The organism is Actinomycetospora sp. (genome assembly GCF_055612215.1).
In genome coordinates, this window is record NZ_JBVPVA010000860.1 from 1 (window position 1) to 2,181 (window position 2,181).

The 2,181-nt window shown below is 76.1% G+C and carries 2 protein-coding genes; one reads left to right on the forward strand and one right to left on the reverse strand.

What is annotated here, in order from left to right:
• Positions 1-167: 167 nt before the first annotated feature.
• A complete protein-coding gene (locus AC0CYZ_RS23460) occupies positions 168-974 on the reverse strand; it encodes a glycerophosphodiester phosphodiesterase family protein (RefSeq protein ID WP_472219810.1) in 807 nt (268 codons plus the stop codon).
• Positions 975-1,212: 238 nt separating this feature from the next.
• Between AC0CYZ_RS23460 and AC0CYZ_RS23465 the strand changes: the two genes are divergently transcribed.
• Positions 1,213-1,959 (forward strand): hypothetical protein, encoded by a 747-nt coding sequence (locus tag AC0CYZ_RS23465; protein WP_472219812.1) that lies wholly within the window; start codon positions 1,213-1,215, stop codon positions 1,957-1,959.
• Positions 1,960-2,181 lie beyond the last annotated feature (222 nt).

The window sequence follows — 2,181 nt, forward strand, 5'->3', positions numbered from 1 at the left end:
CGGCCGGTGCTCCAGGTCCCAACGCCCGAGGGCGCCGGATCGTTCCCGCGACACCCGTCGGACACGTGGTCGTGACCCGGCTCACGCCCCTCGGCGTGCGTCATCGGTCGGTGACCCCTCGCCCATGTCGCTGCGTTCACACATGTGTTACCCGAGGTCCGGGTAGATCACACCGCCGGCGGCGCGCCCTCCCACGCCCCGCGGACCACGAGCACGTCACGCAGCCGGTCCGGGCGGTCGGTCATGAGGCCGTCGACGCCGAGGTCGAGCAGGCGGTGCATCTCCGAGGCCCGGTCGATCGTCCAGACGTGCACCTCGAGTCCCGCGTCGTGCGCCGCGCGCAGGCTGACCGCGTCGACCACGGGGAGCCGGCCGACGCGCACCGGCAACTGCGCGAGGTCCCCGCCGACCGGGATGTGGCGCCCGAGCGCCCCCGGCAGCACCGAGCGGGCGCGCAGCGACAGCGCCCCGCGTGCGGAGACGCCGGTGACGACCCGGTCCCCGTGGCGCTGCCGCACCGCCCGCAACCGGCCCTCGTCGGTGCTCGCCACGGCCACTCGCTCGGCGACGTCGTCGCGCTCGAGCAGCGCGAGCATCGGCCGCAGCGTGCCGGGCGACTTGAGGTCGACGTTGAACCGCATCCCCGGGAGCGCCTCGAGCGCCTCCTCCAGGCGGGGCAGCTTCTCCCGCCCGCGCACCCGCACCGGCGCGACGTCGGCCCAGTCCATCGCCCGCAGCACGCCGGGATGCCCGGCCACGCGCCGTAACGTCGCGTCGTGGTGGACGACGAGCACGCCGTCACGCGTGGCGTGCACGTCGGTCTCGACGTAGGCGTAGCCCTCGTCGCGAGCCCGGACGAACGCCGCGAGCGTGTTCTCGAGGCCGGCGAGCTCGCCCACGTGCCAGCCCCGGTGCGCGAAGGCCCGCGGTCGGGGGGCGGCCAGGTAGGGATGAGAGCGCGCGCCCGGGATCACGGCCCGCAGTCTGCCCGACGCCGACGTCCCACGGGTGACCGCGGAACGGCCGTCACGCGACCGGCGATCCCTCACCCGGGTGAGGCCACGGTCCGATCGTCGGGCCACGGCGACGACACGTCGTGGTCACGGCCCCGCCCCGGTGAACGAGTGTCACCCGCTGGCCACCTTGGGGGCATACGTACACATGGAGTAGTGTTCCGCACAATTGCCGGGGGAGTACGGACACGGGGGACGGATGGCGCGGTCGCGACACGGGCGGTCGGGGGGTCGGTCGACGGCCGCCACCGGGTTCCCGTCGTGGGCGCAGCGCCACCTCGACGAGGCGGGCGACACCGCGGTCATCCCCGTCGCCGCCCCGCCCGCCCGGCGTCAGCACCGGGCCGCGGCCGCCGCGCCGAGCGGGCTGCGCGGCTGGGGCGTCGCGATCGTCTCGGTCGCCGCCGCCGTCGGCGCCGTCCCGCTGGCGGTCTCGTCCGTGGCCAACGACCACTCCGACGACCCGCTGCCCAAGGTCGACACCTATACGGCCGGGCGCCCCGGGCCGCTGCAGGCCGAGCCCGGCGGCACCCGCGTCGGCCCCCCCGCGGCTCCGCAGCGTGACGAGGCCACGGCCGGCGTCCTCGACGAACCGCCCGCGGCCCCGGTGGCGAACGCGCCGGCCGCGCCGCGGCGCGCGGCCGTCCCGGTCCCGGCCGCCGTCGTCCGCTCGACCCCCGCCGCCGTGGCCCCGGTCAAGCCGGTCACCCCGACGACGACCGCCACGAAGGGCCGCTCGGCGACACCACCGCCCGCCACGACCACGAAGCCCCCGACGTCGCAGCCGCCCTCGGGGTCCACCGGCGGAGGCCGGTCCGGGGGCTCGTCCGACGAGGGCTCGGACGACGGCGGCGGCGGCGACGGCCTCGTCGGCACCGTGGGGAAGACCGTCGGCGGCCTCACGAACACCGTGGGCGGCGTCGCGCACGGCCTCCTCGGCGGCTGAGGGCGGCCCCAGCTCGACCCGCTCCCGGGGGCTCCGGGCCGCGTAGGCGGTTGATCATGACGAGGGCACCAGTCCGCTCCGGTGCCCTCGCCATGATCAACCGCCTAGGGCGTGTTTGGTGGATCATGAGAGCCATTTCGAGGGTGGCTTTGAGGGTGACCCCGCCGGCGTAGTTGATGGCGAGTTTGTCGGTGCGGGTGGCCAGCCCGCGCCATCCCTTGA